The organism is Polaromonas aquatica (assembly GCF_042659145.1).
GTDB classification, from domain to species: domain Bacteria; phylum Pseudomonadota; class Gammaproteobacteria; order Burkholderiales; family Burkholderiaceae_C; genus Polaromonas; species Polaromonas aquatica.
In genome coordinates this window covers 117,555-141,821 of record NZ_JBHSRS010000001.1, presented here as the reverse complement: position 1 = coordinate 141,821, position 24,267 = coordinate 117,555, and the positions used below count along the sequence as shown (strand labels likewise).

General features: G+C 61.2%; 20 protein-coding genes. 15 read left to right on the top strand and 5 right to left on the bottom strand.

Features of this window, described 5'->3' with window-relative positions:
• Nucleotides 1–214 precede the first annotated feature (214 nt).
• From ACFQND_RS00660 to ACFQND_RS00650, 3 genes are all read right to left on the bottom strand, one after another.
• Nucleotides 215–1,135 carry an MBL fold metallo-hydrolase gene (locus ACFQND_RS00660; protein ID WP_371434656.1) on the bottom strand — a complete coding sequence of 307 codons (921 nt, stop codon included), beginning with the start codon at nucleotides 1,133–1,135 and terminating at the stop codon, nucleotides 215–217.
• 24 nt (nucleotides 1,136–1,159) lie between these two features.
• Nucleotides 1,160–2,845, bottom strand: a complete 1,686-nt coding sequence (locus ACFQND_RS00655; RefSeq protein WP_371434657.1) for an AMP-binding protein — start codon at nucleotides 2,843–2,845, stop codon at nucleotides 1,160–1,162.
• A gap of 69 nt (nucleotides 2,846–2,914) precedes the next feature.
• Nucleotides 2,915–3,661 (bottom strand): FFLEELY motif protein, encoded by a 747-nt coding sequence (locus tag ACFQND_RS00650; protein WP_371434658.1) that lies wholly within the window; start codon nucleotides 3,659–3,661, stop codon nucleotides 2,915–2,917.
• Between the two features lie 67 nt (nucleotides 3,662–3,728).
• Between ACFQND_RS00650 and ACFQND_RS00645 the strand changes: the two genes are divergently transcribed.
• From ACFQND_RS00645 to ACFQND_RS00625, 5 genes are read left to right on the top strand one after another with little or no spacing between them, the layout of a single operon-like run.
• On the top strand, nucleotides 3,729–4,235 hold the full coding sequence (locus ACFQND_RS00645) for a hypothetical protein (RefSeq protein WP_371434659.1): 507 nt from the start codon (nucleotides 3,729–3,731) through the stop codon (nucleotides 4,233–4,235).
• 14 nt (nucleotides 4,236–4,249) lie between these two features.
• On the top strand, nucleotides 4,250–5,875 hold the full coding sequence (locus ACFQND_RS00640) for a GMC family oxidoreductase (RefSeq protein ID WP_371434660.1): 1,626 nt from the start codon (nucleotides 4,250–4,252) through the stop codon (nucleotides 5,873–5,875).
• Between the two features lie 53 nt (nucleotides 5,876–5,928).
• Entirely contained in the window at nucleotides 5,929–6,849 is a 921-nt protein-coding gene (locus ACFQND_RS00635) for an esterase/lipase family protein (RefSeq protein ID WP_371434661.1), read from the top strand.
• A gap of 50 nt (nucleotides 6,850–6,899) precedes the next feature.
• Nucleotides 6,900–8,015, top strand: coding sequence for a response regulator (locus ACFQND_RS00630; protein ID WP_371434662.1), 1,116 nt, complete (start codon nucleotides 6,900–6,902; stop codon nucleotides 8,013–8,015).
• Nucleotides 8,016–8,038: 23 nt separating this feature from the next.
• Nucleotides 8,039–11,455, top strand: coding sequence for a response regulator (locus tag ACFQND_RS00625; protein WP_371434663.1), 3,417 nt, complete (start codon nucleotides 8,039–8,041; stop codon nucleotides 11,453–11,455).
• Between the two features lie 10 nt (nucleotides 11,456–11,465).
• On the opposite strand, the gene phhA is transcribed toward ACFQND_RS00625, so the two are convergent.
• Together phhA and hppD are read right to left on the bottom strand one after the other, a co-directional pair.
• Complete coding sequence (gene phhA, locus ACFQND_RS00620) at nucleotides 11,466–12,380, bottom strand: phenylalanine 4-monooxygenase (RefSeq protein WP_371434664.1); 915 nt, start codon at nucleotides 12,378–12,380, stop codon at nucleotides 11,466–11,468.
• Complete coding sequence (gene hppD, locus ACFQND_RS00615; RefSeq protein WP_371434665.1) at nucleotides 12,377–13,588, bottom strand: 4-hydroxyphenylpyruvate dioxygenase; 1,212 nt, start codon at nucleotides 13,586–13,588, stop codon at nucleotides 12,377–12,379. Before hppD ends, phhA begins: the two co-directional genes overlap by 4 nt.
• Before the next feature lie 109 nt (nucleotides 13,589–13,697).
• Between hppD and ACFQND_RS00610 the strand changes: the two genes are divergently transcribed.
• The 10 genes from ACFQND_RS00610 to ACFQND_RS00565 all read left to right on the top strand — a co-directional run bounded on the left by ACFQND_RS00610 (nucleotide 13,698) and on the right by ACFQND_RS00565 (nucleotide 24,187).
• Nucleotides 13,698–14,171 (top strand): Lrp/AsnC family transcriptional regulator, encoded by a 474-nt coding sequence (locus ACFQND_RS00610; protein WP_371434666.1) that lies wholly within the window; start codon nucleotides 13,698–13,700, stop codon nucleotides 14,169–14,171.
• A gap of 266 nt (nucleotides 14,172–14,437) precedes the next feature.
• Nucleotides 14,438–15,172, top strand: coding sequence for a GNAT family N-acetyltransferase (locus ACFQND_RS00605; RefSeq protein WP_371434667.1), 735 nt, complete (start codon nucleotides 14,438–14,440; stop codon nucleotides 15,170–15,172).
• Nucleotides 15,173–15,364: 192 nt separating this feature from the next.
• Nucleotides 15,365–16,216 carry an HlyC/CorC family transporter gene (locus ACFQND_RS00600; protein ID WP_371434668.1) on the top strand — a complete coding sequence of 284 codons (852 nt, stop codon included), beginning with the start codon at nucleotides 15,365–15,367 and terminating at the stop codon, nucleotides 16,214–16,216.
• Between the two features lie 49 nt (nucleotides 16,217–16,265).
• Complete coding sequence (lnt, locus tag ACFQND_RS00595; RefSeq protein WP_371434669.1) at nucleotides 16,266–17,966, top strand: apolipoprotein N-acyltransferase; 1,701 nt, start codon at nucleotides 16,266–16,268, stop codon at nucleotides 17,964–17,966.
• Nucleotides 17,967–18,084: 118 nt separating this feature from the next.
• Nucleotides 18,085–18,990, top strand: coding sequence for a glycine--tRNA ligase subunit alpha (gene glyQ, locus ACFQND_RS00590; protein WP_371434670.1), 906 nt, complete (start codon nucleotides 18,085–18,087; stop codon nucleotides 18,988–18,990).
• Nucleotides 18,991–19,001: 11 nt separating this feature from the next.
• Nucleotides 19,002–21,110: a glycine--tRNA ligase subunit beta gene (gene glyS, locus ACFQND_RS00585; protein WP_371434671.1), complete on the top strand. Its 2,109-nt coding sequence runs from the start codon at nucleotides 19,002–19,004 to the stop codon at nucleotides 21,108–21,110.
• 17 nt (nucleotides 21,111–21,127) lie between these two features.
• Nucleotides 21,128–21,700: a D-glycero-beta-D-manno-heptose 1,7-bisphosphate 7-phosphatase gene (gene gmhB, locus ACFQND_RS00580; RefSeq protein ID WP_371434672.1), complete on the top strand. Its 573-nt coding sequence runs from the start codon at nucleotides 21,128–21,130 to the stop codon at nucleotides 21,698–21,700.
• A gap of 130 nt (nucleotides 21,701–21,830) precedes the next feature.
• Entirely contained in the window at nucleotides 21,831–22,589 is a 759-nt protein-coding gene (locus ACFQND_RS00575) for a lysophospholipid acyltransferase family protein (RefSeq protein ID WP_371434673.1), read from the top strand.
• Nucleotides 22,590–22,598: 9 nt separating this feature from the next.
• The gene (locus ACFQND_RS00570; protein ID WP_371434674.1) at nucleotides 22,599–23,609 is read left to right on the top strand and encodes a M48 family metallopeptidase; all 1,011 of its coding nucleotides are present in this window, start codon (nucleotides 22,599–22,601) and stop codon (nucleotides 23,607–23,609) included.
• 137 nt (nucleotides 23,610–23,746) lie between these two features.
• Entirely contained in the window at nucleotides 23,747–24,187 is a 441-nt protein-coding gene (locus tag ACFQND_RS00565) for a response regulator (protein WP_371434675.1), read from the top strand.
• Nucleotides 24,188–24,267: the final 80 nt, after the last annotated feature.

The following is a 24,267-nucleotide window of genomic DNA, read 5'->3' as shown; positions in this document are numbered from 1 at the left end:
GGATTCCCGTGTGAAAGTAGGACATCGTCAGGCTCTTACAACGACAACACCCCCGCTTGAGATTTCAAGTGGGGGTTTTGTTTTTTCAGGAGCTCATTTTTGAATGGGCCTGCCGTCCGCCGTCATGGCGGCTCGATATTGAATGGTTGAATTAGAAAAGCCCGCAAGGATTCAAAAGATCCGTGCGGGCTTTTTGCTTTTTTCCCCAGCTGTTTCAGGCATTGCAGATGTAGATGCCATCACGTTCCGCAGCCCCAGCCTTGACGAGCTCATCGCATAGCTGTGCTATCCATGCCGGCGCGGGCATGTCGGAAAAAAATCTTTGCTGTATCAATACAAAGTAAGGGGTTGCCAACGCCCATTTTGAGAAATCATCAAAGGGTTGCCTTTGTACTTCGAGCAGCTTGAATTTGAGCAGAACTTTTGCCGCATGCTGTACATGCCTGAGCGGGTTTTTGACAAATGCATTTAGGCGTTGCCTTGCCGTGGCCAGTACCTCGGGTGTGTAGGCAAAGACCCGCCCATGGCCGGGAATGACCGTCGTTGGCGCCAGGCGCTCAATCATGTCCAGTGTGGCAGCCACCTCTGAAAATGCGCTTTCCCCCTCAAGTTCCGGGAAAACGACGCCAAAACCGTTTTCCCACAAGGCATCAGCAGAAATCAATATTCTGTTGCGGGGTTCAAAAAAAACAAGGGAGTGCGGATCGTGGCCGGCAGCCGCGTGCACCTCCCACATGCTCGAGCCGAATTGCAGCCGTGTGCCAGGCTGCAATGTTTTGTCAAAGGAAAACCGGGGGCAAAACTGGCCGGTAGGTGAATAGGTCAGCGCAACTGGGTCCCAGTCAGTGACATGTGTCGCCTGGCCGGGAGGAATGAGTGTCTGCATCGCCGGATATCTGCCCTGCAGGGCCGCGTTACCGCCGCAATGGTCGCTGTGCAAATGCGTGTTGACGAGGATGTCGAGTGGCCGGCTCTCCAGGACAGACTCCACCAGCGAAAGCGTTTGTGCCGCGTGGGTGCAATAACCGCTGTCGACCATCAGGCTTTGATCACCGTCCGTGAACAGGATACTGTTTGCCGACAGCCATCCTCGCTCGAAAACATGCACGCCGGCGGGTAAGGGCGGCATGCTCATCCCGACACCTGCATTACAGGGCCTTCAAGCCGGGCTGCGCAGCTCGCGCCTGAGGATTTTCCCGACATTGGTTTTAGGTAGGTCATCGCGGAATTCAATATATTTCGGGCGTTTATAGCCGGTGAAGTGTTGCTTGCAATAGGCGCTCACATCATCTTCGCTCAATGTGGGGTCATTTTTGACGACAAAGACCTTGATGGCCTCCCCCTGGCTTGGGTCTGCAACGCCAATTGCCGCGCATTCCACGACACCGGGACACAGGGAGATGATATTTTCGAGCTCATTGGGGTACACGTTGAAGCCCGAAACAATGATCATGTCCTTTTTTCGGTCAATGATCTTTGTGTAGCCCTGCCCGTCCATGATGCCGATATCGCCCGTACGCATGAAGCCGTCGCTGGTAAACGCCTTTTCGTTCTCTTCCGGCTGCCTGTAATAGCCCGTCATCACCTGGGGGCCCTTGATACAGATCTCGCCAGACTCTCCTGTGGGCAGCGAGTTGCCGTCGTCGTCCTTGATGGCTATGTCAATGCTGGGCAGGGGCAGGCCTATCGTGCCCGTGAACTGTTTGTTGATGACCGGGTTATTGGTGCCTATGGCGCAGGTTTCGCTCATGCCCCAGCCTTCTATCATGGCGCTGCCCGTCACCTGCAGCCAGTGTTTGGCTGTGCCTTCGGACGCGGCCATGCCGCCGGCCTGGGAGACGCACAGCGCTGAAAAATCAACGGTTTTGAACTGGGGATGTTGCAGCAGGGCATTGAACAGGGTGTTGACCGCCGGCAGCATGTGGAAGGGGCGCTTTTTCAGCACTTCGATGAACTTGCCGAAATCGCGTGGATTGGGGATCAGCGTCAGATGAGCCCCCCAGCGTATGGTCAACAGGCAGAGTGTGAGCGCGAAGATGTGATACAGCGGCAGTGCGGCAATATTGTTGGTTTTGCTGACATCGCCAACGCATTTCAGCGCGGGTGTGAACCAGGCCTCAGCCTGCAAGATCGCAGCGACGATGTTGCGGTGCGTGAGCACGGCGCCCTTGGACAGGCCCGTCGTGCCGCCGGTGTACTGCAGGAAGGCGACCGAGTCCAGGTTGTTTTGCGCGGGCTTGAGTTTGAGGCGGGTCCCCTCGGCGATCGCCCGGTTGAAGGGCGTGACCACGCGCCCATCGCCCAGGGGCAGCTTGTAGGCGGGCACCAGCTTGGCAAGATGGCGGACCGCAAAGGTGATCCAGTTGCCGTACCAGAAACCCAACAAATCCCCCATGGAGGCCATGACCACGTTTTTGACCTGAGTCTTTTCTATGGCCTCGGCGAGCGTGCCGGCAAAGTTCTCCAGGATCACAATGGCGCTTGCACCCGAGTCCTTGAGCTGGTGCTCAAGTTCGCGTGCCGTATACAGCGGATTGACGTTCACGCAGGTGTAGCCGGCACGCAAAATCGCCGCCATGGTCACTGCAAACTGCGGCACGTTGGGCAGCATGATGGCCACGCGGGCACCCGGTTCAAGTCCAAGGCTTTGCAGCCACGCCCCGAGTGCGGAAGACAGATCGTCCAGTTGTCCGTAGGACATCCAGCGGTCCATGCAGACCGAAAATGGTTTGGCTGCGTTCTTCCTGAAAGACTCCTCCAGCAACTGGTTGAGCGACTGAAACTGCTCCGTGTCTATATCGTGGACAACACCCTCAGGGTAATTCTTGAGCCAATGCTTGTTCATACACACTCCTTGCCGGCCATTGTGTGAGCCTTGCCGGGAAATCTGTATGGGGCAAGCCCTGATGCTGCGCTAGGGGGAGACGCCCGCAGCGAGCAAATGAGTCATTTTGGTCTCGCAGGCGACGAGTTCGTCTTCGAACAGGGAGCGTATCCATTCGGTTTCACGCTGCTGAATCAGCTTCAGGAACTCGTCCGCACCGCGCATGTCGGCAAAGGCATCAAAGCCAGCCTCCAGAAAACCCTGAAGCGAGCTCAGGCCCGCGGCCGCTGCAGGGGTACGCATCATCCTGAGCAGGGTGCGCAGGCCGGGTTTGCGTGTCAGCCGGTTCAACTCCTGTCCAAGCACAAGCACCACATCCAGTTGCCTGTGCCGCGCTGCGGCGTCGGCCACGCGCCGCCAGCACTGGATGTAGCGTGCCGGGGCGCCCATTGCCGGATGCGTCGCGACAGACTCAAGCCATTGCTGCGCCATCAGGTCGTCCAGGCTCTCGGTCAGCGCATGCACCTCGGCCAGCGCAGCCGCCGTGTTGACAACGGCCTGCGGGAAAAGTTTTGCGATGGTGTTGGCGATGCGGGCAAACTGCTGGTCGCGCTCGGCGTAATCCTTGTCGCTGTAGAGCTCGTGCAGAAAGAAGGTCGCTGCCGTTTTGTACCTGGGGCTTCGCAGCAGGTCGGTGTAAGTGGCCTGGAAACGGCGTGCCTGGAAGCGCTTGATTTCAGAGCCTGCGTGCGCAAGCGGCGGATTGGCCGCATGCGCTTGCCGCAGCCGGGCAACGCCTTGCAGCGCGTCATGAATTCGTTGTGCAGATGCGTCCATACAAACCCGGAGTTTATCTAGGTATGGAGCTCTATTGAAACGCAGTGCCCCATGCGAAACTCAAACGATGCAAAGAAGACGCCTTCTCAAGCTCGGCCTGGCCTCAACGGCGGTGCTGCTTGTCGCGGGCGGTGCGGCGGCCTTGCTTGAGCCGGGACTTGCACGTGGCGCATTGAGCCCCCTTGGCCGGGAGGTGTTTGCTGCCGTCGGACGGGCGGTCCTCGACAAAACACTGCCCACAGAGCCGGGCGCCCGCGAGATCGCACTGAACGACTTGCTGGCCCGGGTTGATACCCTCGTCGGCGCGCTGCCACCCCACGCACAAGGCGAGTTGTCGCAATTGTTGTCCCTGCTGGGCAGCGCTGCGGGCCGCCGTACCCTCGCTGGTTTGAGTGCGCCCTGGGCCGAGGCGAGTGTTGCCGAAGTTCAAGAGGCACTGCAAGGCATGCGCATATCCACACTGGGTTTGAGGCAACAGGCCTATGCGGCCCTGCATGACATCGCTGCAGGCGCCTATTTTTCAGACCCCGCAAGCTGGCCGTTGCTGGGTTACCCCGGCCCCCTGAAAATCTGAAGATTGTTTAAAGCATGAGTCAATTGCCGGATCCTGTTCGCCAGGGCATTCAACGCGGCTGGAGAGTTTTTGGCGGCGCCCTGGGCCTCGCACCTGCAAACATCGTGTGCGACGTCGCCATCATAGGCAGCGGCGCCGGCGCGGGCATCACGGCCGAGCTGCTGGCAAAAGCCGGTTTGCAGGTGGTGATCATTGAGGAGGGGCCGCTAAAAAGCAGCCGCGACTTCAACCAGAAAGAGTCCGAAGCCTATCCTTCGCTGTACCAGGAAAGCGCTGCGCGCAAGACCGAAGACAAGGCCATCACCATTTTGCAGGGCCGCTGTGTGGGCGGCTCGACTACCGTCAACTGGACCAGTTCCTTTCGTACCCCGGCTTCCACGCTGCAGTTCTGGCAGGACAGGTTTGGCTTGAAGGACTACGGCGTCGATGCGCTGGCGCCTTATTTTGACCAGGCCGAGCGGCGCCTGAACATACTGCCCTGGCTTGTGGCGCCCAACGAGAACAACGATTTGCTGCGCCGTGGGGCTGCAAAGCTCGGCATTCCCGCTGCCGCCATTTCACGCAATGTCAAAGGCTGCTGGAACCTGGGCTCCTGCGGCATGGGCTGCCCGACCAATGCCAAACAGTCCATGCTGGTCACCACGATTCCTGCTGCGCTCGACAAGGGCGCGCAGTTGTTGACCGAAACCCGTGCCGAGAGGTTTGAGCTCTCCAACGGCAAGGTGACGGCCCTGATTTGCCGGTCTGTAACATCAAATGGGGCTCTGGCCTCCGTGAATCGAGCGCAGTCGGCTATAAAAATAGTAGCGAAACATTATGTCTTGGCAGGCGGCGCGATCAACTCACCGGCGGTTCTGCTGCGTTCGGGCGCGCCAGATCCGCATGGCCGGCTGGGCGAAAGGACATTTCTGCATCCTGTCGTGATGTCGTCCGCCGTGTTTGAACAAAAGGTCGAGGCCTGGAGCGGTGCGCCGCAAAGCATTTACTCCGACCACTTCATGGACACCCAGGCGATTGACGGACCCATGGGCTACAAGCTGGAAGCTCCGCCGCTGCACCCGGTGATTTTTGCCTCGACAGTACCGGGCATGGGCCAGAGGCAGCACGACCTGCTCAAATCCTTTCCGCACAACCACACCTTGCTGGCATTGTTGCGCGACGGCTTTCATGAGCAGGCGCCCGGAGGCAAGGTCAGGCTGCGCAGCGACGACTCCGCCGTGCTCGACTATGCGCTGACCGATTTTGTGATGGATGGCGGCCGCCGGGCCCTGCTGTCGATGATGGAGATCCAGTTTGCCGCCGGCGCGCAGCAGGTCTTGCCCTTGCATGAAATGGCCAGTCCTTACACCTCATGGGCCGAGGCGCGTGAGGCGGTGAACAGGCTCCCGATGAAACCCATGCTGACCAGGGTGGTCAGCGCCCACGTGATGGGTGGCTGCGGCCTGGCGGGCACGGAGGCGCAGGGCGTGACGCGGCCGGACGGCGTGCACTGGCAGCTCGAAAACCTGTCGATTCACGACGGCTCCATTTTCCCGACCAGCATAGGCGCCAATCCGCAACTCTCGGTCTACGGCACCGTCAACCGGCTGGCGCAGGGCCTGGCGAAACGATTGACGGGGCAGGACGTCAAGCTGGCCTGAACTATAGTTTCAGGGACCCGAGATACCCGACGACGCTCTCCCGACGTTTTTTCATGCTGGCAAATATACAAAGACTCATCACCCTCATCCTGGTAGCCGCCGCTTGCGGCTGGCTGCTTTACTTCCGGAGCAGTGCGCCGTTCCTGGCCATCTCGGGTTTCCTGGTGATTGCGCTCGGGTACACGGCTTTCCTGGCGCTGGAATTCCTGCTGTTGAGGCGCATCAACAAGTCCGACCCCGCGCCGCAGGCGAGCTGGGGCGAATTGTTCCGCGCATGGGTGGGGGAGACCTTGACCGCACCCCGGGTGTTTTGCTGGCGCCAGCCATTTCGTGCCAACGCCGTACCGGACAAACTCTCGCCGCAGGCTGGGCTGCAGGGACGCCGGGGCGTGGTGTTTGTGCATGGGTTCTTTTGCAACCGCGGTTTGTGGACGCCGTGGCTCAAGCGGCTACAAGGTACCGGCCATGCCTTTGTGGCGCTCAACCTGGAGCCGCTGTTTGGCTCGATTGACGACTATGTGCCGCAGATCGACGCAGCGGTCCGGCAGGTCACCGAGGCCACCGGGCTGCCGCCAGTGCTGGTGTGCCACAGCATGGGCGGGCTGGCCGCGAGAGCCTGGCTCAAGGCCAGGCAGGCCGAGGCCCGCGTGCACCATGTGGTGACGATTGGCACGCCGCACCGCGGCACCTGGCTGGCGCGTTTTGGGCATGCGCGCAACGGCCGCCAGATGCGTCTGGGGTCAAGCTGGCAGGCACAGCTTGACCATGGCATGCCCCTGGGCCGCCATGCGCTGTTTACCTGCTGGTATTCCAGCAGCGACAACATCGTGTTTCCGGCATCAACCGCGACCCTGCCGGGCGCGGACAACCGGCTGGTGCGTGGTGCGGCGCATGTGCAGATGGCCTTCCTGCCGCAAATCATGGACACCACGCTGGCTTTGCTGGACAACAAGGCCGTCGGGTGCGTCGGGTAACGCAAATTGTGTAAGCTTGCGGCATGTCCCTGCTGGAATACGAACTTTAAATGCCCCTGATTGTGTTGATGGAGGACGACGCCGCCACGCGCATGCTGGTGGCCTCGGTGCTCAAAAAAGATGGTTACGACGTGCTGTCGTCTGACAATGGTGCCGATGGCCTGGCACTTGTACGGGAACACAAACCCGACCTGGTGATCAGCGATATCCAGATGCCCGTCATGGACGGTTTTGCGATGCTGCAGGCATTGCGCGCCGACCCGGCCATTGCCGAAATACCGGTGATCCTGCTCACATCGCTGCTGGAGCGTGCGCACATGCGCATCGGCATGACCAGCGGCGCGGACGACTACATCACCAAGCCCTTTCGCCCCGGGGAACTGCGCGAAGCTGCCTCGGCCCAGCTCAACAGGCGCGAGATGCGTGCGGTGGCGCAGGCCACGGCGGTCGAAGCGGCCGTGACCTCTGCGCTGGAAGAGCAGAAGCACCAGCTGGCGCGGCTATATGAACAAAAGCTGGCTGCGGGGCTCAGTGAAAAATGGCCGGAGTCGGAAGGCGGAACTGAAGACGAAAAATTTGCCAGCGCCACGGTGCTGTTTGTCGACGTGCTGAACTACGCCGCGCTGGCGGAAAAACTCACCACCGAAGAGCTGAGCGAAACCGTGCGCAAGTTCTACAACAACGCCGGCGACACGGTGCATCTTTTTGGCGCCCGCCATATGCAGTTTGTGGGCGAGGCTCTGCTGGCTGTTTTCGTGAACAGCACCGACACCCTGTCCGTCAACCATGGCCTGCGTGCGGCCCGGGCGGCGTTGGGGCTGGTGGATGCTGCCAAACGCGTGCAGAAATATTTGCAGGCTCAATTTCCCCATCACAAGCTGCCACTCTTTAGTGTGGGCGTCGCCCTTCACAGCGGGCCTGTCGCCCTGGCCAAGCTGCAGGACCCCTTGCATGGCGAGATCAGGATCCTGCCCGTGGGCGATGTGGTCAATGCCACGCTGCTGCTGCAAAAGCAGGCCAGCAACGCGGGCTGGACGGTGGTCGCCAGCGTGCCGATGTTGCGCGGCATTACCGGTGCAGCCCAGACGGGCGGCAGGGCCATGATCACATTGCCCGGGCGCACGCAACCCATGGACGCGGCCGAGTTGCTCTCGCTGGCTGTTTGAGCATTTTTCCAGGGCCTGCCGTCATGCTCACATTGCCACATGGATATTCATTTTCGCTGCGCCGCATCCTGGTGGTCAGCCTGCTGCTGTTTGCGCTGCTGCCCGCCGCAGGCGTGACATGGCTGCTGGCCCGCAGCAGCACACAGTCGGTTGGTGACCTTGCCAACCAGGTGATGGGCAGCGTGGCCCTGCGCGTGCAGACCGAGACCGAGCGTCACCTGCAGCAGGCGCACGTCATCATGAATGGCCTTTTCCCGGCCACGCTCAATCCGCAGCAAATCCGGCAGGCCCGGAGGTGGCTGGAGCAGCCTGCGCTGTTTGAACCCATGGCTTTTGCCCTGACCCGGCAATCGCCCGGCGTGCCTTTCCTGTACATGGGCACCGTCAGGGGTAATTTTTTTGGTGTGGAACAAACCGCGCGCGGTGCCGAGGTCAGCGTGCGTGAGGTGCGTGATGGTGTCGGCAACCCGAGGCGGTTTTTTCTTGCCAGCCAGCCCGGCGACCGCTCGCAGGGATTGCCGCCCGAGCCCGGCAACTACGAGCCGCGCACCCGCGCCTGGTACGAGGCCGCACTGCGTGCAGGCGGCCGTGTTTTTTCGCCCATTTATATATCTGCTGCGCAAAAGCAGTTGGTCATCACGCTGGCACAGCCCATCTATGACGACTTCTCGGGCGCAGCAGGCGTTTTTGCGGCGGACCTGCGCCTGCAGCAACTGGCCGATTTTTTACGCACCCAAAGGATCAGTGCGCACGGCGCGGCTTACCTGGTCGATGAGCAGGGCCTGCTGGTTGCCACCTCGGCGGGCGATACGCTGTACCGGGAAAAGGCGGGGGTGCTGGAACGTGTCAGGCCCGATGACAGCCGCAACCCGGTGGTGCGCGCAAGTTACGCCGCGCTGGAGGCGGGGCTGCGCAAGAAATCGTCCGATGCCGTGATGGCCGAAGGTTTTGTAGACCGTTCCGTGTCGCTGAACCGCCTGCCCATGGACGGCGATGCATTGATTGCCGTGCGCCGTCCTTTTGGCGATGAGCTCGGCCTGCGCTGGACGCTGGTGGTGGCTGCGCCTGAAAGCGACTTCACCGCCGCCACACAGCGGGCGTTGATGGGCTCACTGGGCATCATTGCCGCGGTGTTGCTGCTTGGCGGCCTGGTGGCCTTTTATGTGGCGCAGCGCCTGAGCCGGCGGCTGGAGTTGCTGGGCCGGGCGGCGCAGGGCCTTGGCCGCGGTGAGGTACCGCAGATCGACCGGGCCACGCATATCCGCGAGGTCCGGCAACTGTCGCAGGTGCTGCACGACAGCGCGGAGCAGCTTGAAAGTTACCGGGCAGAAGTGCAGGCCAAAACCGAAGCCATTGAAGAGGCCAACCAGCAACTGGAGGCGCGCGTGGCCAAACGCACGGCGGAGCTGGAGGCATCGCGCGAAGAAGCGCTGCAGGCGGCCAAAGCCAAGGCCGCTTTCCTGGCCACCATGAGCCACGAAATACGTACGCCCCTGAACGGCGTGCTGGGCATGAGCACGCTGCTGGCTGAAACCCGGCTTGACGAAGAACAAACCGACTACTTGCAGACCATACGCCTGTCCAGCGACCAGTTGCTGGGCGTGATCAACGACATCCTCGATTTTTCCAAAATCGAATCGGGCAAGCTGGACCTGGAGTCAGAGCCGCTCAGTCCGCGCGGCGCAGTGGAAGAGGCCTGCGACATCGCTGCATCCAGGGCCCGCGAAAAAGGCCTGGAGCTGATCATCGATGTGGCCGAGGCTGCGACTGACGGGCAGCACGCAGTGCCTGCGGCCATCCTGGGCGACGTCACGCGCCTGCGCCAGGTACTGATCAACCTGATCAACAACGCCATCAAGTTCACCGAAAAAGGCGAGGTTGCGGTCCATGTGCGGCGCCTGGACGGCGAGGCAAAACCGGGCTTTGCCACGCTGGAGTTCCGCGTCACCGATACCGGCATAGGGATTCCGGCGGACCGGCTGGATGCGCTGTTCCAGGCCTTTGTACAGGTCGACACCTCCACCACCCGCAAGTACGGTGGCACCGGCCTGGGGCTGGCGATCTGCAAGCGGCTGGTGGAGTTGATGGGCGGGCAGATAGGCGTGGAAAGTGTGCCGGGCCAGGGCTCCACCTTCTGGTTTACCGTGCAGGCGCCGCTGGCTCCGCTGTCGGCCATGCTGGGTGTGGTGGATGCGACCCTGCTGCAGGGCCGGCATGTGCTGGTGGTGGACGACCATGAAACGAATATCCGCGTCCTTACCCGGCAGCTGGAGTTGTGGGGCATGCGGGTCAGCAGTGCGGAGTCGGGCGAGAAGGCCCTGCAAATGATGGCACTGGCCTACGGCGAGGGCCGCCTGCCCGATGTGGTGATCACCGATATGCACATGCCTGAAATGGACGGCGTCAGCCTGGCGCAGGCCATCAAGGCCAAGGACGCCTGGTCGGCCGTGCCGCTGGTGCTGCTGACCTCGGGTTTCATGCCGCCGGGCCATGAAGCGGCCCAGCTGTTTGCCGCGCGTTTGCTCAAGCCGACGCGGCAAAAGCAGTTGTTTGACACCATGGCGCGTTGCATCGCGACGCAGGGCGCTGCACAGGCTGTGGCTGATGCCCCGCTGGCCGTGAGCGTGGATGCCCCGGGCAAAAGCCTTGTGCTGGTGGTGGATGACAACGCCGTCAACCTGAAAGTGGCTTGTGCCATGCTGGCCCGGCTGGGTTATCCGTCGCAAACCGCGCTGGACGGGCAGGAGGCCCTGGAGGCGGTTGCCAGGGCGCATGCCGCAGGCCAGCGTTTTGGCACGGTGCTGATGGACGTCAACATGCCGCGCATGAACGGCTTGCAGGCAACGCAGGAAATCCATGCGCTGCTGGGGCCCTTGTCGCCCTCGGTGATCGGCTTGACGGCCGGCGCCGCGTCGGAGGACCGCACGCGCTGCATGGATGCGGGCATGAACGATTACCTGACCAAACCGCTGTACGTCGCGGCCCTGACGCTGGCGCTGGAGCGCTGGATGGACCAGCCTGGTGTGGGCGGCAGCACCAGCGCCCTTGATGCCCCGGGCAAGGCCGCCGAAGAAGCTGCGGCTGAAAGCGTCGAGCCTGCGCTGATGGATTTCGGGCGCCTGGCGCAGTTCAAGGAGTTTGACGACGATGAGCTGAGCATGACGCGTGAAGTGATTACGCTCTTCAGGACCGATGCCGTGCTGCGCCTGGATGCCATCGGCGAGGCTATCCGCACCGATGATGCCCAGGCGCTGTCATGGGCCAGCCATGCGCTGGTGGGGGCTGCCGGCAATGTCGGCGCGGTGGCCATGCAGTCTGTCGGCATCGCGCTTGAAACACATGCAAAAACCGGCGCAGTGCCGGTCAATGCTGCGCAGGAGCTTGAGCGCTTGCGCGCTTACTGGGAAAAGACGCGCACCGTTCTCGACAACTGGTTGTGAGCGTGCTGTCTCAGTTGCCTGTGTGGATCACGACGTCACCGGGGCTCACCGCATTGGCTGAAAGCTCTTCCATGGTCTTGAGTTGCGCATACAGCGGCGTGAAGTCCGGCGCTGTCATGTCAAACAGCTGTTTGAAGCTGTCGATGACAAAGTAGGTCTGCTGGTAGCTGTCAATTTTGTAGCGCGTGCGCATGGCGCGCAGCAGGTCAAGCGCGATGCGCTGCGGCTCGCCGCTTGTGACGGCATAGGCGAGTTCGCCCGATGAGCTCAGGATGCCTGCGCCGTAAGCGCGTACCTGCCCCCTTTGCCGCATCAACCCGAACTCGATGGTGTACCAGTACAGGCGCGACAGCTGCTCGCAGGCGCCCAGCCCGTGCGCCTTCAGGCCGCCCGCACCATAGGCCTGCATGTGGTCGGCAAACACCGGGTCAAACAGCAGCGGCACATGGCCGAACATGTCATGGAAGATATCCGGCTCGACGATGTAGTCGAACTCCGCAGGCGTGCGTATCCAGTCGGTGACGGGGAATTTCCGGTTGGCCAGCAGGGTAAAAAACGGCACCTCGGGAATCAGCCCGGGCACGGCCACGACTTCCCAGCCGGTGGCCTTGAACAGGCGGCCGTTGATGTCGTCAAAACGCGGGATGCGCTCTTCAAGGCCCAGCGAGGGCAGGGCCGCTATGAACTCGTCGCAGGCCAGCCCCGGCAGCAGCGCCGATTGCCTTTTGTACAGGCGCCGGTATGTGTCGTGGTCGGCATCTGTATAGGCGGCGTAGTTTTGCGGGCAGGTGTAGTCGGCCTTGACCTGGCCGCTGCGGTCATAGTCGCCCCTTGGCGGCCGCTCGCTGGCGCCGTACACGGCGGGGATCACCGCCGCCGTTGGGGCTGGGCTGCCGGCTTCAACGGGCGCGGTTTGGGTTGTCATGCCTTTTCCAGTACGCCACGGCGCATCTGGTCCAGTTCAATGCTTTCAAACAGCGCCTTGAAGTTGCCTTCGCCAAAACCTTCGTCGCCCTTGCGCTGGATGAATTCAAAAAAGATCGGGCCCAACTGGTTTTCGCTGAAGATTTGCAGCAGCAAGGCGCCCTTTTTGCCGTCCACCAGGACCTTGCGCTTGTGCAGCTCGGCCACATTCTCACCGTGGCCCGGGATGCGCTTGTCTACCAGTTCGTAGTAGGTGTCTATGGTGTCCAGCAGCTTCACGCCGTTGGCGCGCATCTTGTCTACCGTCGTCAGCAAATCGTTGCTGCCCATTGCAATGTGCTGGATACCCTCGCCGTGGTATTTGTCCAGGTACTCTTGGATCTGTCCGGCCTTTTCGTTGCCTTCTTCATTGATGGGAATGCGGATCTTGCCGCAGGGGCTGGTCATGGCCTTGCTCTTGACTCCCGTCACCTGGCCTTCGATGTCGAAATAGCGAATCTCGCGGAAGTTGAACAGCCGTTCGTAAAACCCGGCCCACTCGTCCATGCGGCCGCGGTGCACGTTGTGCGTCAGGTGGTCGATGTAGGTCAGGCCATTGCCGGCCGGGTTGAGTGCATCTCCCGTGATGCCGGGCAGGGGCTGGAAGTCCACGTCATAAAACCCGATGTTGCCGATGTCGCCGGGTTTGGCGCCGTTCTTGCCGCGCCACTGGTCTATGAAATAAATGATGGAGTCGCCAATGCCCTTGATGGCCGGGATGTTCAGCTCGCCCGGGCCTGCCGTGTCGGCATAACCCCAGGCACCCAGCGAAATGGCGCGCTCGTAGGCTGCTTTTGCATCCTGCACGCGGAAGGCAATCGCGCAGACGCTGGGGCCGTGCTGGCGTGCAAAACGCTGCGCAAACGAGTCGGGTTCGCCGTTGATGATGAAGTTGATGCTGCCCTGGCGGTACAGGGTCACGTTTTTGTGGCGATGCCGGGCAATCGGCGTGAAGCCCATTTGCCGGAACACTTCAGCCATTGCCTTCGGGTCCGGCGCGGCATATTCAATAAATTCAAAGCCGTCGGTGCCCATGGGGTTGTCCCAGGCGGAATGGTCGGCCCCCACGCTTTTCACTTCGTGTAATGCGCTGCCCCCCGAGGGGGCTGCGCTTGCTTGGGGCTGCCCGGCGCGGCGCGCTTCGTTTTCGAATGACAGGGGTGCGTTCATAAAAGTCTCCAGAATGTATTTATAGACTTTAGTGGCGCAGGCCGTCAGGTTTTCTGCAAATTGAGGCGTTGGATTGTCCAATACGCATTAATCCTGCAAAATTAGCGGAATGGAAACACTGGACAAGCTGGATAGGCAAATTTTGCGCAGTTTACAGGCTGATGGGCGTGCCACCTATGACCAGCTTGCCGAACAGGTCAGCCTGTCGCCCAGCGCCGTGCTGCGCCGGGTCAAGCGGCTGGAAGAGTCCGGCGTGATTGACCGTTATGTGGCATTGGTCAAACCCGAAAAAGTCGGCCTGGACCTCACCGCTCACCTGAATGTACGGCTTGAAAAACACACGGAAAGCCATAAACGCAACCCCATGGACGTGTTCCGGGCCAGCGTGCAGGCCTGGCCCGAGGTGGTGGAGTGTGTGGCGCTGACGGGCGAGATGGACTATTTCCTGCGGGTGGTGGTGCAGGACATGGCGCATTACAGCCGTTTTGTCATGGACACCCTGCTTAAACATCCCAGCGTGCAGGACTGCAAAACCAGCTTTGTGCTTGACCGGGTCAAAGCGACCACGGCCGTGCCGGTTTAGGGTTAACAGGCCCCGGGAACGCTTGTTTTTGGGGCTGCCAGGGTGCCTAATAAGGCCTGCAAATTAGGGGCGGGTGCCCATTTGGCGCCGAATAATTACCAACAAAGAGTGCGTGGCAACCCTGGTTGCTATTGTTTTTATAGCTTGTGGCGCGCATTCATGTTGGGCTTCAGGTGTTTTTTGGCTGAATTCGGCGCTTGCAGCGGGTTTCAGCCCGATAAACCCCTTGGTCTGGAGATTCTAGGGAAAACCCTTATATTGAACGCATGGTATCGCCCGGTGCATTTCTTAAAGCCTCACTCAGCGCAAGCAAGGAGTTCTTCCGCCCACCCGTGGAGAATTCTGCGCATGAGTCTGGCCGGCCTTATGTGGCGCCGGTGATGGTCCCCATACGCTCTTTGGGCCCCAGCCATGGGGAGCGCATCGCCAACCACCTGTTGGCGCTCAACGACCATGACCGCTACCTGCGCTTTGGGTATGCTGCCAATGACGAGCAGATACGGCGTTACGTCAGCGGGCTGGACTTCGAGCGCGACGAGATTTTTGGCATCTACAACCGCAAGCTTGAGCTGATTGCCATGGCGCACCTGGCTTTTTCCACCGACCCGGCGCTTAAAAGCTGCGCCGAGTTCGGTGTTTCGGTGCTGGCCAAGGCGCGCGGCCGGCGCTACGGCGCACGCCTGTTTGACCGTGCCGTCATACATGCCCGTAATGAGGGGGTTGACATGGTGTTCATCCACGCGCTGAGCGAAAACACCGCCATGCTCAACATCGCCCGCAAGGCCGGCGCCACGGTCATGCGCGATGGCTCCGAGAGCGAGGCCTACCTCAAGTTGCCGCCAGCAGACCTGGATTCGCGTGTCACCGAAATGGTTGAGGAGCAAATCGCCCAGACCGACTACCGGCTGAAAGTCCAGGCCAAGCAGTTCTGGGACTTTCTTGCCGTTGTTCAGGAGGTCAGGCGGGGCGTGCGTGACGCGCGCGACCGCACGTCGATGTAATTAGCCCCCACGCTTTTCACTTCGTGTAATGCGCTGCCCCCGAGGGGGTAACTGCGCCTGCGGCCCGGTGAAGCCGGTTCCGCGGCCCCTGCTGGAGGGGGCGGATAGAAACAGGCGCCCCGTTCGCGATATTCCGTTCACTTCGGGGGAATGCGCTATCCTTGATGGCTTCACAACTACCGAACACCGCCCGTGTCCGACATTCCCCCCAGTAGATCTTCCAGGACGGAAGACAAGCGCGGCTTTCTGCAAAAGCTCGCTGAAATGCTCCACCCAGGTCCCGATTCCAAGGACGAACTGATCGAAACCCTGGTGGAAGCCCAGGACAACGACGTCATAGGCGCCCAGAGCCGCGAGATGCTCGAAGGCGTCATCCGCATGGCCGACATGACGGCCGGCGACGTGATGGTGGCGGCACCGCGCATGGACCTGATCGACATCGATGCACCCTACGACGAGCTGCTGCATCTGGTCATCGCCACGGCGCACTCGCGGTTCCCGGTTTACGAGGGTGACAAGGAAAACATCCTCGGCATCCTCATGGCCAAGGACTTGCTGAAACTGCAGCGGGCCCCCGAACTCAACGTCAAGGCCCTGCTGCGCCCGGCGGTGTTTGTGCCCGAGAGCAAGGGCCTCAACGACCTGCTGCGCGAGTTCCGCGGCAACCGCAACCACCTGGCCATCGTGATTGACGAGTTCGGCCGCATTGCCGGGCTCATCACGATTGAAGACGTGCTTGAGCAGATCGTCGGCGAGATCGAGGACGAGTTCGATATCGCCGAAGACGAGGGCGATATTTTCGGCCTGTCGGACCGCACCTACCGCGTCAGCGGGGACACCTCGGTTGAACGTGTCAGCGAAGCTTTTGGCGTCGACCTGCAGGATGCGGGCTTCGACACCATAGGCGGCCTGGTTGCCCACGAAATGGGCCATGTGCCCAAGCGCGGCGAGCACTTTGCGTTGTCCGGCCTGCAATTTACCGTGCTTCATACCAAGGGCGGCGCGGTGCGCTGGTTCAAGGTATCGCCGGTTGCGGCAGGCTGAACTGTTGTGAACGGGCCGTTGCATGGGGCGTGATGTGATTGACAGCATGATGTCCCAGCTGCCCAGCATGCCTGCCCTGCTGGAGCATGCAGGTCATCCGCCGCCCCGCAGCCGTGCTTCCGTAATTCAGGTTGCTATTGTTTTGGTAGCTGGTTGTGCCCATGCTGCCGGCATTGCATGGCCTTTTTCTTTTGGTGTTGAGCTGGGCCTGGTGCCAGGGCAGGCTGTCTGGTGGCTGCAGCTGCTGTCCCTCATGTTCCTGGTGCTGCACCTGGACGGCAGCCGGTCCTGGAAACGTGCCGCCTGGCTGGGCTGGCTGTTTGCCACTGCCATGCAGTGCGCCACTTGGTGGTGGCTGTTTATTTCGCTGCACACCTATGGTGGGCTGGCGTCGCCGCTGGCGGTGATCGCGATTGTCGGGCTGGCAGCCTTCCTGGGGCTGTATTACGCCGCTGTTTGCGGTGCTTTTATGCTGTTGGCCCCCGTCAATCGCGCGCTACGTGCTATTGTTTTTGCAGCGCTCTGGTTGCTGGCCGAGCTTGGCCGGGTGGCCCTGTTTACCGGTTTCCCGTGGGGCGAGGGCGGCTACGCCCAGCTGGACGGGCCTTTTGACGGCCTGGCCAAACTGGTCGGTGTGCATGGCCTGACCTTTGGCGCCGCGCTGGCCGCGGCTGCCGTTGCGGGGCTGATCCGGCGGCCGCGCTGGCTGAACGCCGTGGCCGTCACGGCGGGTCTGCTGCTGGCCTTTGCGGCAAGCCTTGCTGTCCAGGTTGACGCGGATGCGGCCTCCAGGTTCACCGCCGCATACCCGGCCGCCGCCAGCGCTGCTGGCGCGGTGCAAAAACCTTTCACCGTGACCTTGCTGCAAGGCAATATCGCGCAGGACGAAAAATTCCAGGGCGGCAAAGGCATCCCGGACGCGCTCAACTGGTACGGCTCGCAATTGCTGGCCGCCACAAGCTCGCTGGTGGTCACGCCGGAAACCGCCATCCCGCTGCTGCCCGCGCACCTGCCGGAAAACTACCTCGACACGCTGGCCAACCATTTCGTCAGGCCGGCCCCGGGAGCTTCCGCAACGGCCGCGATCATAGGCATACCGCTGGGCAACAGCAACACGGGTTACACCAATTCAGCCATAGCTCTCAAGCCGCAAACCGTGGGCGCCAAGGATGGCGGCGACGGCGTTTACCGCTACGACAAACACCACCTCGTGCCTTTTGGCGAGTTTGTGCATCCCCTGTTCAAGTGGTTTCTGGCCATCGTCAACATCCCTCTGGCCGACTTCAACAGCGGCGCGGTCAGTCAGCCCTCGTTTGACTGGCAGGGCCAGCGCCTGGCTCCGAATATTTGTTACGAGGATTTGTTTGGCGAAGAGCTTGCGGCCCGCTTTCGCGACCCGGCGCTCAGCCCGACGATATTTGTCAACATCAGCAACATCGCCTGGTTTGGCAACACCATCGCCATAGACCAGCACCTGAATATCTCCAGGATGCGCGCGCTTGAGTTTGAGCGCCCCATGATCCGCGCCACCAATACCGGCGCCACCGCCATCATTGATTACCGTGGCCAGGTCGTGCAACTGCTGGAGCGCCATACCCGTGGTGCGCTGGTGGGTGAGGTCGAAGGCCGCAGCGGCACCACGCCCTACGCCTGGTGGGCCTCGCGCTTCGGCCTGTGGCCGTGGTGGGGGCTGATTGTGCTGGTGCTGGCTTTTGCCGTGCTGGGCGGGCGCGGACGGCGCAAAGGCTGAAGTCTGGCCATCCCGGGGCCGCAGCCTCGCGATGCCCCGTAAAATCGAGGGTTTACACGGCGAGGTATACCCCGGCGTGATTGAAGTTTTGACAAGCGCGACCCACAACCAGAACCCTATGCTCACTTTCCAGCAAATCATCCTGAAGCTGCAGTCCTACTGGGCTGACCAAGGCTGCGCACTTTTGCAGCCCTACGACATGGAGGTCGGCGCCGGGACTTCGCATACCGCTACGTTTTTAAGAGCGCTCGGCCCCGAGCCCTGGAAGGCGGCCTACGTGCAGCCGAGCCGCCGCCCGAAAGACGGCCGTTACGGCGAAAACCCGAACCGGCTGCAGCACTACTACCAGTACCAGGTCGTGCTCAAACCCGCACCCGCCAACATCCTGGAGCTGTACCTCGGCTCGCTGGAAGCGCTGGGTTTTGATTTAAAGAAAAACGACATCCGTTTTGTCGAGGATGACTGGGAGAACCCGACGCTGGGCGCCTGGGGCCTGGGCTGGGAAGTCTGGCTCAACGGCATGGAAGTCACGCAGTTCACCTATTTCCAGCAGGTGGGCGGCATCGACTGCAAACCCATCACCGGCGAGATCACCTACGGCCTGGAGCGCCTGGCCATGTATTTGCAGGGCGTGGACAACGTCTACAACCTGCAGTGGACCGACGGCCTGAGCTACGGTGACGTCTACAAACAAAACGAGGTGGAGCAGTCCACCTATAACTTCGAGCACAGCGATGCCGACTTTTTGTTCACGGCATTTACCGCGCACGAAAAGCAGGCCAAACACCTGATCGAAGTGCAACTGGCCCTGCCGGCCTATGAACAGGTTTTGAAAGCCGCGCACAGCTTCAACCTGCTGGACGCACGCGGCGCCATCAGCGTGACCGAGCGCGCCGCCTATATTGGCCGCATCCGCAACCTGGCGCGCGCCGTGGCGCAAAGTTATTACGAATCCAGAGAGCGCCTGGGTTTCCCGATGGCGCCGCGCGAGTGGGTTGAACAGATGACAAAGAAGGCTGCGTGAGAGCGATGACGATGACTACCCAAAACCTTCTTGTTGAACTGTTTGTTGAAGAGCTGCCACCCAAGGCGCTGAGCATCTTGGGTGAAGCGTTCGCTGACCGTATCGTGAACGGACTGGTTCACTTGAATCTAAGGCTTCGGGAGCCCGGTTGGACGGTATTCGCCAGCCCAAGAAGACTAGGCGTGTGGGTACCTGACGTTCTTTCACACGCTCCGGACAGCCGTGTCTCAGTAAAGCTCATGCCCGTGAGCGTGGGTCTCGACGCATCTGGTAATGCCACACCTGCCCTGTTGAAGAAACTGCAGGCACTGGGCGCCGATGCATCCGCGGTGGCGGGGCTGAAGCGTGCGCCCGACGGCAAGGCCGAAGCCTTGTTCTACGACAGCACCGTCAAGGGCGCAACGCTGGTGGAAGGTTTGCAAAAAGCCTTGCTGGAAGCCATTGCAAAACTGCCGATTCCCAAGGTAATGACCTACCAGCTGGCCGACGGCTGGAGTGATGTGAAGTTTGTGCGCCCTGCGCATGGCCTTGTCGCGCTGCATGGCAGCGATGTCGTGGCCATTGAGGCGCTGGGCCTGAAGGCCGGCAACACCACGCATGGCCACCGCTTTGAAGCAGCGCTGGACCCGGTGGTCTTGAAAGACGCTGACAGTTATGCCGCCACGCTGCAAAAAGATGGTGCCGTGATTGCCAGCTTTGCCGCGCGCAGGGCCGAGATTGCCAGGCAACTGGCGGCGGCTGCAGCCAAAGTCGGCGGTGGTGTCAAGGCCATTGAAGACGACGCCTTGCTCGATGAGGTGACGGCCCTGGTCGAGCGCCCGAATGTGCTGGTCTGCGAATTCGAAAAAGAATTCCTCGATGTGCCGCAGGAGTGCCTGATCCTCACGATGAAGGCCAACCAGAAGTATTTCCCGCTGCTTGATGCATCAGGCAAGCTCAGCAACAAATTCCTGGTGGTGAGCAACATCAGCCCGGTTGACGCCAGTGCGGTGATTGGCGGCAACGAACGTGTGGTGCGCCCGCGCCTGGCCGATGCCAAGTTTTTCTTTGACCAGGACCGCAAGAAGACGCTGGCTTCGCGCGTGGCGGGGCTGGACAAGGTGGTTTATCACAACAAGCTTGGCACACAGGGTGAACGTATCCAGCGCATGCGGGCGATTGCCAGGGCCATTGGCCAGCAACTGGGCGGCGACGTGCTGGCCCAGCAGGCCGATCAGGCGGCGCAACTGGCCAAGACCGACCTGGTGACCGACATGGTCGGCGAGTTCCCCGAACTGCAGGGCATCATGGGCCGGTACTACGCGCTCAACGATGGCTTGCCTGCCGAGGTGGCCGACGCGATTGAAGACCATTACAAACCGCGTTTCGCCGGTGACGAGTTGCCGCGCAACGCTGTCGGTGTGGTCGTCGCGCTGGCCGACAAGCTGGAAACGCTGGTCGGCATGTTCGGCATTGGCAACCTGCCGACCGGCGACAAGGACCCGTTTGCGCTGCGCCGCCATGCGCTTGGCGTGACCCGCATGCTGGTTGAAAAAGATTTGCCACTGGATTTGACCGCGCTGGTCACAGGCGCTGGTGCTGCGTTTGGCGACAAGATTCAGGACGCTTCGCCCGCACTGGTTGATTTCATTTATGACCGCCTCGCAGGTTCCTTGCGCGAACAAGGGTACAGCGCGCAGGAAGTCGATGCCGTGCTGGCCTTGAAGCCGCAGCGCCTGGGCGATGTCGCCAAGCGTCTGGCGGCCGTGCGCGCCTTTGCCGCGCTGCCCGAAGCGCCGGCCCTGGCTGCCGCCAACAAACGTGTCGGCAACATCCTGAAAAAAGCCGAAGGCACGGTGGATGCAAAAATCAACCCCGCCTTGCTGCAGGAGGCCGCTGAGAAATCGCTGGCCGAAGCGCTACAGTCTGTCGCGCCCAAGGCCGATGCGGCTTTTGCCGCTGGCGATTACGCTGCTTCATTGCAGGCGCTGGCCGCCCTCAAGGCGCCGGTGGATGCGTTTTTTGAAGGCGTGATGGTCAATGCCGAAGATGCCGCGCTGCGCGCCAACCGGCTCGGCTTGCTGGCCACGCTGCATCAGGCCATGAACCGTGTGGCCGATCTCTCCAAGCTGGCCACTTAAAGAAGAAAACCGAAGCCATGAAACTCGTCATCCTCGACCGCGACGGCACCATCAACAGCGACAGCGATGATTTCGTCAAGACGCCCGACGAGTGGATGCCGCTGCCGGGCGCGCTTGAAGCGATTGCTCGGCTTAACCATGCCGGCTGGCACGTGGTGATTGCCTCCAACCAGTCGGGCCTGGGCCGCGGCCTGTTTGATGTGGCGTCGCTCAATGCCATGCACGCCAAGATGCACAAGATGCTGGCGGCGGCCGGCGGCCGGATCGATGCGGTGTTTTACTGCCCGCACAGCCCGGAGGAAAGCTGCAATTGCCGCAAACCCCTGCCGGGTTTGTTTGAGCAGATAGGCGCGCGGTTTGGTGTGCCGCTCAAAGGCGTGCCGACGGCCGGCGACTCCCTGCGTGACCTGCAGGCCGGCGCTGCTGCAGGTTGCGAGCCGCACCTGGTCCTGACTGGCAAATCCGCCCAGTACCGGGCCGGCGGCCAACCCGACGGTTTGCCCGAGGGCACGGTCCTGCACCAGGATTTGTCTGCATTTGCAGATTTCCTGCTGGAGCGCAGCGCCCGGCCCTTGCAGGTTGCGCTATAAAAACAATAGCTTGTTGCGCTTGTTTCACGGCGGCCATGGCCTGTTTTGATGCTGAAAACCTGTTTTCGACACGTTTAAAACGCCCTGGCCGACTATCAATTCCTTTTCACCCGCACCCGGAAAACCTGACATGCCCCTGATCCGATCAATTCTTCATATGCTGTGGATGACCGTGACGGTGATTCCGTGGGCGCTGGCTGTCCTGGTTTTTTCCCTGTTCGGCAGCAGCACCCAGATCTACTGGATGTGTGCCGGCTGGTTGCGCCTGGCGGTCAACGGCGGCACGGTCATCCTGGGGATCAAGAACAGGGTGACCGGCATGGAAAACCTGCCAATCGGTGAAACCAGTGCCGCGGTGCTGCTGGTCAAGCACCAAAGCACCTGGGAGACCTTTTCCATGGTGACCCTGATGCCGCATCCGCTGGCCTTTGTGTTCAAGCGTGAGCTGCTGTATGTTCCCTTTTTCGGCTGGGCCATGAGCCGCATGGACATGATCCACATAGACCGCAGCCAGCGGGCGCAGGCTTTCAACAAGGTGGTGGCCCAGGGCAAACGCCTGATGGCCCAGGGCACCTGGGTCATCATGTTCCCCGAGGGCACGCGCATCCCGCGCGGGCAAAAAGGCGTTTATAAAAGCGGCGGCACGCGGCTGGCGATTGAAACCGGCGCGCCCGTGATCCCTGTGGCGGTGACCTCGGCCAAATGCTGGCCGCGCAAGGCCTTCATCAAAAAACCGGGCATCGTGGACATCTCTATCGGCAAGCCGATTCCCAGCGCAGGCCGCCAGCCGGACGAACTGATGCGTGAAGTCGAGGACTGGATAGAGTCCGAGATGCACAGGCTGGATCCCGAGGCCTACGCCAGCGCGGGGTCTACTGCTGCACGCTAAACTTCCATGATGCAAAGGTTTCTCCAGTTCACGCTTGATCTCTTTGATACAGCGCCTGCATTGCCGCTTGTACCTGAGCCCGTCAAGCCGGCTGGCCGGAAAAAATCCTTCGATTCAGCATCAAATGAACTCCGGGCCACGGAGGACTCTGCGCAACGCGCTGTCGAAAATGTAGCGATCCCTGCGCCGGCTGCAGTGCCGGACGTGCCTGCACTTCCCGTGCAAACCCTGCAGCAGGCTTTGGCCCCGGCGACCTTTCGCCATCCGCGCGCAACGCGCGAAACGCTGCTTGACGGCATCCTGGTGGCCTACGAGTTCAGGCGCGGCAAACGCCGCACCATAGGTTTTTCAGTCGGAGCCGAAGGGCTGACCGTGAGCGCGCCCAAGTGGGTGCCGCTTTACGACATCGACAAGGCCGTGCTCGAAAAGTCGGCGTGGATCCTGAAGAAGCTGCAGGAAACCCGTGACCGGCACCAGCGCATGGAGTCCGCGCGCATCGAGTGGAAGGACGGCGCCACGCTGCCTTTTCTGGGTGAGCAGGTGATTGTGGTGCTGGACCCGCGCCATGCCTTTGGCGGCGTGGGCGCCGAGCTGAAAGACAGTGATGCCGGCACCCTTCCGGGCGTGACGCACCGGACCCTGCATGTCGGCCTGCCGCAGAGCGCCACGGCCGAGCAGATTCGCGATGTCGTGCAGGCCTGGCTGATGCGGCAGGCGAAGCGGATTTTCACCGAGCGGCTCAACCACTTCGCGCCGACGCTGGGTGTGCAGTGGCACAAGCTGAGCCTGTCCAGCGCTGGCACGCGCTGGGGCAGCGTCAGCGCCGACGGCTCCATACGCCTGAACTGGCGGCTGGTCCATTTCCGGCAGTCCGTGATTGACTACGTTGTGGTTCACGAATTGAGCCACCTGCGTGTGATGGACCACAGCCCGAGGTTTTGGGACACGGTCCGTGCGGTGGTGCCTGATTACGCACAATTGCGCGGCCAGCTCAAGGACGATGCCATTCCCCGCTGGTGATGGACATGCCTGTTGTATCCGACCCATGGCGTGCGGCGAGAAATGTAAAAGATAAGTGTTACCTGTATGTGGTTTGTAATATCATAAAAATGAGATTTTTTTAATAAAACTGATAGCAGCACGCGCGGAGGTCATCGATGAAAGATAGGTTGATACTGGTTGTGGAAGACAATCCGGACCACCTGGAGCTGACGGTATTGACGCTTGAAGAACAGGGCGTGGCTGCCGAGATTGCCGTGGCCCGCGATGGCGCCCAGGCACTGGACTTCCTGTTTGGCCAGGGCAGCCATGCCGGCCGCGACACCCAGAGGCAACCCTCCTTTATCCTGCTGGACATGAAGCTGCCCAAGCTCTCCGGGCTGGACGTGTTGCGCAACGTCCGCGCCAATCCCCTGACGGCACTGGTGCCGGTGATCATGTTGACGTCTTCGAGCGAGCAGTCTGATATCGTCGCCTGTTACCAGAGCGGGGCCAACAGCTTTATCCGCAAGCCGGTTGACTTCGGGGAGTTCACCGAAAAACTCAATTGTCTGCAGGCCTACTGGCTGGGCGTTAATGAGCCCGTTGCGCCTGGTTGATGGTTTCCTGGTTTGCCAGGCTCTCGTCGTTAGTGTCGCAAGGCTGAGCCCATGCCCGCCCGGGCATTGTGGGTGCCTCA